Raw genomic sequence first — 8,802 nt, 5'->3', positions numbered from 1 at the left:
GTAGTGCCGCAGTGTCCGGGACGTCACCCCGGACATCCGGGCCACGTCCGCGATCGACCAGGCCATTGCCCTGCCTCCCATCGCCGGGCCGGTCTCTCCGGCCCCACAGAAGACCGTAGAAGTTGACGCAGCGGAAAGCGCAAGCCGGAAACTGGCGGCAGACACCCTATGGCGGCGCTGGGCGGGCATGAGCCGAGGGCTCTCGGCGGAGTGTCAGCGGAGCCATAGCCGGATCGCGGCGAGGGTGACGGTGCCGTGAAAGACGTACGCTCTCTTGTCGTACCTGGTGGCCACGGCCCGGAAGCTCTTGATCGCGTTGACAGTCCGCTCGACCTCGTTCCGGCGGGCGTAGCGTGCCCGGTCGGCACCGGTAGGGCGTCCGCCCTTGCTGCCGCGCCGCCGACGGTTGGCACGCTGGTCCGGGCGCTCGGGGATGGTGTGCCGGATCTGCCGTCGTCCGGGTGTCAGAAGAATGGCCATCGGGCGGCATGGCCACCACTGGCCAGGTGAACCTTCGTCGTGAGCCCGCCGCGTGAACGGCCGATCGCCTCGTCGGCACGATCCCGGGTCGGGCGACGACGGCGCCCCGCCACCCGTGCCGGCCGGTGGCGGGCCCCAGCGGCGTGCTGGTGCGCACGGCACACAGTGGAGGCCACGCTCACCACGCTCCAAGCGATCCGGCCCTCTGCGCCTGCGTCGGCCTGGACGGCTCGCAGGATCTTCTCCCAGGTGCCGTCCGCCGACCATCACCGGTACCGGTCATGCACGGTCTTCCACGCACCGAACCGCGTCGGCAGATCCGACCACGACCACTTCGAGACCGTCAATGACTTCCTGGGCCACGCGGCCGGCGACGCGGTGCTCGCCGCGAACCGCCGCCCGGCTCACCGCCTGGGCCAGAACGGAGCCGCCGTCGACCGCCTCGGCGGCGACGAATTCGCCGTCGCGCTGCCCCTCCCCCACGCCCTGCGCGAGGCACGCCTCGCCCAACTGGCCCGGATACTGCACACGCCGGTCATCCTCAACTACGGACCAGCGGTCGACGTCGCCGCCTGCGCCACGGTCCCGGACGTCCTCGGTATCCGCGAGGTGTCCGCGCTGCAACGCACCGCCGACGCCGCCCTCTACGACGGCAAGCACGCCGACCGCGCGGTCCTCGCCACCGCGCGGCATACCAGCGTGCCGTCCCTCAACGGCCGCCGCGCCGACCGCCCCGGCACCCACACCACTCCTTGGGAGGACCGCATGAGCGCGCCAGCCAACCGCGACTGGATCCGCGGCATCACCATCCGGCAGCCCTGGACCACCTGCATCGTGCACGGCACCAAGCGGATCGAGAACAGGCCGCAACACTGGTCCTGGCGCGGCTGGCTCCTGCTGCACGCCGGACGCACCCTCGACCGCCCGGCCCTGCGCAACCCGCTGGTCGCCACCACCCTCCGCGGCCGCGGCCTGCCCACCGGCGCGATCCTCGGCGTCGCCCGCCTGGCCGACTGCCACCCGACGATGCCAGTAGTTCCGGCTATCAGAACATGCGGAATCGCTCCCGACCTCGCGGGGTGAACAAGATCAGGCCTATGTCCACGTGTCAGATCAGAGCGCCAATGGTGCAAAGCGGTGCGGAGAGGAAGTTGGTGAATACGCCTGGACGAGGCGCGACCCAGACGGTCCACTTCGTTTGCCAGGGCCTTTTGCTGTCCGCCTCCGCGCATGCGCCCGGAGTCGCCGTCATTGGCGTCCCTGCTGGTTCATCCCCGGGGCGGACACCACGGATGACTACTTCACCGTGTGCCTCTCGCCGGCACGGGACACGACTGGGCATGACACGCAGAGCCGCTTCGAGGGACGAGGTCCGGACATCGGATTCCGGGAGTCGCCGGCTTCGGGGTGTCGAGGTAGCCCTCGGCCGTCGGCGTCGATGCCTTTGAGCACCACGCGCTAGTTCCCGATCAGGGCCCCGACCAGCTCCTGCTGACGCAGGCGGATCCCCTCCAGCCAGGTGATGGCCAGGACGGACAGGTGCTGCGCAGGGCGGTTGATCCAGTAGTTGAGGGACAGCGGACAGATCGATGCGCAGCGGACGTCTTGGCGTTCGGGGTCGCTGCGGTCCCATTGGTGCCAGCCCCACGGGGAGCGGGTGTCGATGTCCAGGGCGTCGCGGGCCATCTGCTGGCCGTGGTCGGGCAGCTCACGCAGCTCCTGGCGGGCCTTTGCGGACAGTGGGACCGACCATGCCGCATCGCTCACCGGCGGGGTCCGAGGACGTCGTCAAGGGGGACGAAGTCGGAGTCGTCCATGCCGGAGTCGAGGAAGGCGTCCACGGCCGGGGTGGTATCGAGGCGGACCTGCCATCCGCGGACGACGTCATACAGCGGGGCCAGGCTGTAGCTGTGCCGGGAGTCCTCCAGCGCCTTGCCCCAGTCCCGCTCGAAGGCCGACACCCAGCGCTCGGCGCGGCGGTCGGCGCGGATCCGCGCGAGCAGCTGCGCGGCGGCCGCCGGCGCAGGGGCCGGGGCGGGTGCGTGCTCGGGAGTTGCGCTCATGAGGTCCTCCAGGCTGGTCTGGCTCTCACGGTAGGCGGCCGCGGCGGGGCCGCGGGAGGGTTCGGGCCGCCTGCGCTTTACCAGGGCTCCGGGCCGGGCTTGGCGAGGCGCATCAGGCCCTGGGCGGCAGCGAGGTCGGCGACGATCGCGACCAGCTCCAGCGCTGCCCGTCCCAGCGGACCACCGCGCAACAAGCAGGTGCTTGCGCTGGACGAGCTCGCGATGACCCCGGCCCGCCCCGCGCCGCGCACCTCGCCCCCGACACGCCCCCACGCAAAATGCGTGGCGGGTTCGTCAGAAGCAGCGAAGTGAGGCAGCTGTTGCCGGAGGATGCACCAAACTTCGTCGCTCACGTTGCGCACACGCCACGCAGGCGATTTAGGGTGACGCCCGACCCGATGGCAACAGCGACGCCAGGCAGGGACCTCGCTCATCACGGCGCGCAGGGCCCGTCTGCTCGCTTCCCCCACCCCCCACCTGTCCAGGAGGTCTCGTTGTCTCGCCTGCCCAAGTACCTCATACCCGTCGGCGCCGCCGCTGTGCTCGCGATCGCCTGGGGTGCCACATCCTCCCTGGGCACCACCGGCCCCTCTCCCCACCATGCTGCCTCCCCCTCCCCCAGCCGTTCTCACAGCAACGCCGCCGCTACCGAGGCCGGTTCGCTGCTGTGGGACGGCGACGCCTCACACGGTCTGGAGGTCTTCGGCACCACCCTGTGCGAGGCTCCGGGCAGCGTCACCGTCGATGACTGGGGCACCTCCCGCGGCAAGATCTTCAAATTCAACAAACCCATCGGCGTACCGCGCTGCGAGGCCCACAACGTCAAGACCGACGGCGGAGAATATCCCTTCGCCGACGGCAAGACCTACTGGTTCGGCTGGGACTCGATGACCAAAACCGGCGACGCGCAGACCGTCTTCCAGTGGAAGTCCAACGGCACCAACGACGAGAACAGCCAGAACTACCCGGTCTTGATGAAGGTCGAGGACGGAAAGCTGAAGGTCTGGTACGTGGCGCCGGGAGAGGAGTGGATTCCGATCGGCACCGCCCCGTGGTCGGCCGGCCAGTGGCATTCGATCCAGCTGGGCATCGCCACCAGCTCAAGCTCCTCCGGCACCCTGTCCGTCTATCTGGACGGCAAGCAGATCACCTCCCGCCAAGGGGCCCGCACTTGGGACGACAAGGGCAACAAGCCCCGCTGGGGCACCTACTGGGGGACCGACGACAGCACCGCCTCCATCAACTGGATCGACGGGCTGAAGATGGGCACCACCCGCACCGACGTCGACTGATGCCTTTCCCTCAACCGCCCCACAGCGGCTGACGGTGCCGGCCCCGGCCGACGTCACCGACCGCGGCACCGCCCGCGAAGCCCTCTTCCGCCTCCACCTTGCGGACATTCCCGACCGTGTGCGTGTAGAGATTGGCGTACTTCTCGTCGCTTCCTACCGCCTTCGTCCGGGCTGGGCCTGCGTCTGTGACGGGGCCTGTGGCGAGGCCTCCGCGCCGCTCCGGGCGACCGCACTTCCCACACCGAGCGTACCCACCAGCACGGAAACCATAACCGTCGCACTGATCACCGCCGCCGCAGTGACCGGCGTTCGACCTCTCGCGTCATCTCCTCCGGGCCTCCCATGTCAGGCCCAGAACTCGAACTCGGCCTGCAGATGGCCCTTGGTGACCCGGCCCCGTCGCTCCAGTAGAGGGCCTTGTGTTTCATGCCCTTCTCCAGGTTCGCGCTGATCAGGGTCGAGCCGTACGCGCCGCAGTGGTCCTGGCCGCGGGCCCAGTCCCACGTGACGCGCCGGTCGTTCTGGTCCACGATCTCGATCCAGTCCCAGCCGCCGTCGGTTCCCCCGAACCCTGCGACGCCGCGGTGGCCGTCACCAGCGCCACCACTGACACACTCGCCAGCACCCCGGCCATCACCGCGACCCGCCGCCGGAGCGGGTTCGCCCCGGCTTACAAGGAAGAAACCGCCTCACCCAAAGCCGCCTGCTGACCACCTGGAAACACGACCCGGACACCGACGACCTGCACGGGCAGCTGTACCACGGTCCGGATACCGTCTTGGACGCCCTACCCTCCCCCGCGAGCTGCCGCCCAGTATCGTCACCGCAGCACCGCCGCTACCCGTTGACGGCGCAAGAGCAGCGAGCGCCTCTTTGGGCCTGCCCGGTAGACGCCCGGCCAGCGTGCCAACGCGACTGCGTCGGCTGCCATTCACTGGGCGCGGAAACGAACCTGAAGGATGCAGAGTCCGGCGCGCCCACTGCGCGGGGTCCGCAGCGCAGTGCTGCCAGGGCCGGCCAGTCAGAACCGACGCCTGGATACGAAGCCCGGCCTGGTAGGCCTGGCCCTTCTCCCTAACCGCTCGCCTTGTCACTCGACAGGTGCGGTGATCCACCAATTCACAGTGCATTTTCCTCTCCGCACCCCGTGTTCCAGCGGGACGGTAAAGCAACCGCACTGCATTGAAGACGAATATCGCCGAAGCAGTTCGGCATACAAACCGGACCTGGTACCTGTCTACGTCTAGGCATCGGCCTAGGCATCGCTAATGCCGAATATCCATCGGGTGAGAGGGCGACGCCTCCCGTCCTGCGGCTGGTAGTGATCAGATACAGGCTCGCCGTGAGGGAGCTCAGGCAAGGAGACTTCAGTTGGTGGAACGAAGCGGCGCTGCAACCGGACTTGACCTGTCAGACGCGATCGTGTTGTTGCGCGGGCAGCTGTCCGAAGCCCAGCACAACCTGCATCGGGACGGGGACAGGGGCATCGTCCTGACCGTGGACGACATCACGCTGGAACTCGGGATGGAGCTGACCCATGCGCGGACGACCGACGCCTCGCTGCGCTTCTCCGTCGTCGGGGTCGGGGGCAAGCGGGACCGGGGCGACAAGACACTGCACAAGGTGACAGTCCACCTAAAGGCAACAGCGCAGAACAACAATCCCCTCAAGGTTGCCGACAAGGAGAAGGAGTAGCCACGGGCCGTGTGAAACGGTTCGTGGGCACGAGCGGAGGCCGCTGTGGACGTCATGCGCAAGGTTCAGGTCCGTTTGTCTCCGGTAGGGGGAGGTGACACGCATTTTGGTTCGGGATACCTCCTGGCTCCGCGGCTGGTCCTGACCGCCGCCCATATTCTGGGGGAGGAGGAGAACCATCCGCTGCCGGGTGAGGTGACGGTCTGCCGCCCCGATGCCGGAGCCCGGCAGTTCCCCGCGACGGTGTGCTGGTATCTGCAGGCCGGGCAGGTCGATGCGGCGTTGCTCGAAGTCGACCGAGCGGCCGACTGGCCGGTGCCGGCCTCCCTGCGGGAGCAGGAACTGGCGCGGCAACCACCGCAACGCTGGGGTGAACTCATCGGCACTCACAAGCTCCCCATCGATGCCGCCGGGTTCCCCTATATGCAGCGAGCGGATGACGGGGTACGCGCTAACGAGCAGCTCACCGGGCACATCCAGCCCGGCACGGGCGGCGATGTCCACCGTTACGAGATATTCAGCAGCGACCCGACCCTCCCCCGCTACCGACCGGGTGGCAGCCGTTGGTCGGGCATGTCCGGCGCTGCGGTAGTCCGCTCCGACCCGCCCTACCGCGATGTGCTGTGCGGCGTGGTGTGCGAGGACCTCCGGTCAACTGGTGGCAGCCGACTGACTGTCACTCCCGCCTACGTCCTGCTTGCCCATCCCGACTTTCGTGCGCTGGTGACCCAGCACAGCGGGTGGGAGCCCGTGCTGGAGCCGGCCGACGCCGCGCACTTGCTGACCCCGGCTGTTCCCGTACGCGACCTGCGCTCGCCGGCGATGCTCCTGCGGGCCGACGTCGAGGCCGTCCGCTTCGCAGGCCGTGATCGCCTGCTGGGACAACTTCTGGCCTGGTGCGAGCGCCCGGAAGCGTTCGCCGTCCAAGTGCTCACCGGTCCCGCAGGACAGGGTAAGACCCGTCTGGCACGCCACCTGAGGGCACAGCTTCGCAACGGGACCTGGGCTACTGGGCAGTTGCGCACACCAAGCACGGACTCCGTGGAGCCCCCGGACCTCAGCGGCCTGGACACCAACCGCGATCTGCTGTTGGTGGTCGACTACGCGGAAAACGTGCCGTATCTCGTCCGCCATCTCATAGAGCACTTGCACTCCGCACGGCACCGCACGCGGATCCTGCTGCTTGCCCGTGCCGATGGCCCCTGGCGCGAGCACAGCTTGGGCGCCGGCTACCCCACCCACGACATTCTGGCCAGCGCCCCTCTCATCGAACTCGGGCCCCTCCACCCTCTGCAGACACCGCCGGGCAGCCGGTCTGTTGCGCCGGCAGGCCGCAGCGAAGCCTTCGCCCAGGCGTCCACCGATCTCGCTCAGCTCCTCGGTCATGTCGTTCCCGGGGTGGACTGGCCCGAGTCAGCCTCCGTCCGTCCCCCGGACGATCTGCACGCCCCCCACTACGGCTCGGTGCTCACCTTGCAGATGACCGCCCTCGTCTCCCTCCTCCAGCACGGCCCCGACCCCGTCGAAGCCCTCGCTGGTGAACCTCCCGAGGCCACCTTGCTCCGGCACGAAGCACGGTATTGGGAACAGTCTGCCAAGAGCCGGGGGTTCCGGCTCGGCCTTCCCCCCGCCACGCTCCATCGCGCGGTGGCCACTGCCGTCCTGTGCGGGGCCGCCACCAAGAAGGAAGCCGTCAGGGCAGCGCGAAAAATCCCGGGAGTTCCCGCTCGAAAGGCTCTCACCGTTGCCGGATGGCTCCGTTGCCTGTATCCGGCCGAGCCCGGCCGCTACTGGGGCTCCCTCCAGCCCGACCGCGTTGCCGAATTCCATGCCTCCCGTTGCCTCAATCGCTTAGAGGTCCCGCTGGCGAAACTTCTGACCAGAGCTTCTGCCGGCCAGCAGGCGCAGACCGTCACCGTCCTGGCGCGCGCCGCCCTCGGCCACTACAACGCTCACCGCTCATCCGAGAGCGACAGCGTCTTGCGCGGCCTGTACGACGCCCTCGCCACCGTGCCCTTGCGCACCGATGCCTTGGACGGCATCACCGCCGCCCTGCCTCATCCTTCGCGGATCCTGACCGGGCTCGCCCTGCGTCTCGAGGAAGACCTGACCAACCGCCGCCGTGCCACCGCACCGCCATCTGGCCAACCGGACCTGGCACGCTCGCTTCCCGACCTGGGAATGTACCTGTGGGAGGCAGGACAGCGCGAAGACGCACTGGCCTCCGCTGACGAAGCGGTACAGCTCTATCGCCATCTGGCTGGGACGAGCCGGGCCGCCCATGGTCCGAATCTTGCCCGTGCACTGTCCAACCTCGGGACCTTCCTCTGGGAGGCCGTACGGCTGGAAGAGGCGTTGAGGTCCGCGGACGAGGCGGTACAGCTCTACCGTCACCTGCCTCGAGCAAGCCGGACCCTCCATGAATCCGAACTGGCCACGGCGCTGTCCAACCTCGGCATCTACCTCTCCGGCGCGGGGCAGCCAACAGAAGCGCTGACCATGGAAGAACAAGCGGTGAAGATCCGCAGGCGGCTGGCCAGGGCCAACCAGGCCGCCTACGAACCCGACCTCGCGCAGTCACTGAGCAACCTCGGGATTCATCTGTCCAAGACAGGTTCACCGGCCCAGGCCCTACGCGTCACCGAAAAGTCAGTCGAGATCTGCCGCCTGCTGGCCCGGGTGAATCCCGACGCCTACGAGCCCGACCTCGCACGCGCATTATCCAACCTCGCAACCCGTTTATCGGAGGTGAAGCGACCAAGGGAGGCGCTGTCCGCTGCCGGCCAATCGGTGAAAATCCGTGAGCGGCTGGTCGAGATGGCACCAGCCGTCTACGAGCCGGACCTGGCACACTCACTCTCCAGCCTCGGCATGCACCTGGCAGAACTGGAACGCTTTCCGGAGGCGGCGGAGGCCACCACGCAAGCAGTGGATATCTGCCGCCACATGACCCAGGAAGGATCCGCCGTTCATGCCCCCGATCTGGCACGCGCACTGCACATGTGGGCATGGGTACGGTGGCTGGGGCAGCAGGACACCCCTCAAGCTCTGCAAGCCACGGGGGAGGCAGTACAGCTCTACAGCCGGCACGCGGCGGCGATGCCCGCCAGAGTCATCCCCGAACTGTGCGCCGTTCTGGACCTGCAGGCCGACTTGCTCCTTGGCTCAGGGAAGCTCCGGGAGGCGAAGGAGATCCGCCGCTGGCTTGCCGAAGACGCTGCCGCTTTCCACACTCGCAAATGATCAAAGGCGCGAGTTCCACCCGCCCCAGG

At 68.3% G+C, this 8,802-nt stretch carries 5 protein-coding genes and 3 pseudogenes; 5 read left to right on the top strand and 3 right to left on the bottom strand.

Translation table 11 applies throughout. The features are described 5' to 3' along the window. Positions 1-213: 213 nt before the first annotated feature. A pseudogene (locus IF04_RS40385) lies at positions 214-806 on the bottom strand (transposase); the annotation flags it as partial. 28 nt (positions 807-834) lie between these two features. Between IF04_RS40385 and IF04_RS40380 the strand changes: the two are divergent. After that, positions 835-1,095: pseudogene (locus tag IF04_RS40380) on the top strand (diguanylate cyclase domain-containing protein); the annotation flags it as partial. A 150-nt stretch (positions 1,096-1,245) separates the two neighbouring features. Beyond that, positions 1,246-1,500: pseudogene (locus tag IF04_RS0114660) on the top strand (ASCH domain-containing protein); the annotation flags it as partial. A gap of 438 nt (positions 1,501-1,938) precedes the next feature. On the opposite strand, the gene IF04_RS0114655 reads toward IF04_RS0114660, so the two are convergent. Next, complete coding sequence (locus IF04_RS0114655) at positions 1,939-2,247, bottom strand: hypothetical protein (protein ID WP_051831241.1); 309 nt, start codon at positions 2,245-2,247, stop codon at positions 1,939-1,941. Continuing rightward, complete coding sequence (locus tag IF04_RS0114650; RefSeq protein ID WP_030256155.1) at positions 2,244-2,543, bottom strand: DUF6247 family protein; 300 nt, start codon at positions 2,541-2,543, stop codon at positions 2,244-2,246. Before IF04_RS0114650 ends, IF04_RS0114655 begins: the two co-directional genes overlap by 4 nt. 494 nt (positions 2,544-3,037) lie before the next feature. Between IF04_RS0114650 and IF04_RS38720 the strand changes: the two genes are divergently transcribed. The 3 genes from IF04_RS38720 (at position 3,038) to IF04_RS36605 (ending at position 8,773) form a co-directional block, all read left to right on the top strand. After that, positions 3,038-3,835, top strand: a complete 798-nt coding sequence (locus tag IF04_RS38720) for a heparin lyase I family protein (RefSeq protein WP_030256149.1) — start codon at positions 3,038-3,040, stop codon at positions 3,833-3,835. Between the two features lie 1,374 nt (positions 3,836-5,209). Next, complete coding sequence (locus IF04_RS0114630; RefSeq protein WP_051831240.1) at positions 5,210-5,530, top strand: trypco2 family protein; 321 nt, start codon at positions 5,210-5,212, stop codon at positions 5,528-5,530. Positions 5,531-5,584: 54 nt separating this feature from the next. Then, positions 5,585-8,773 (top strand): tetratricopeptide repeat protein, encoded by a 3,189-nt coding sequence (locus IF04_RS36605; protein WP_245654408.1) that lies wholly within the window; start codon positions 5,585-5,587, stop codon positions 8,771-8,773. Positions 8,774-8,802: the final 29 nt, after the last annotated feature.

Source organism: Streptomyces violens, from assembly GCF_000717745.1.
Taxonomy (GTDB): Bacteria; Actinomycetota; Actinomycetes; order Streptomycetales; family Streptomycetaceae; genus Streptomyces; species Streptomyces violens.
The sequence above is the reverse complement of the archived record's forward strand: the minus strand, read 5'-3'. Positions and strand labels throughout refer to the sequence as shown.

Coding starts and splice junctions, on each gene's coding strand:
- IF04_RS0114650 (WP_030256155.1), bottom strand. CDS start 2,543: ATGAGCGCAACTCCCGAGCACGCACCCGCCCCGGCCCCTGCGCCGGCG.
- IF04_RS36605 (WP_245654408.1), top strand. CDS start 5,585: ATGCGCAAGGTTCAGGTCCGTTTGTCTCCGGTAGGGGGAGGTGACACG.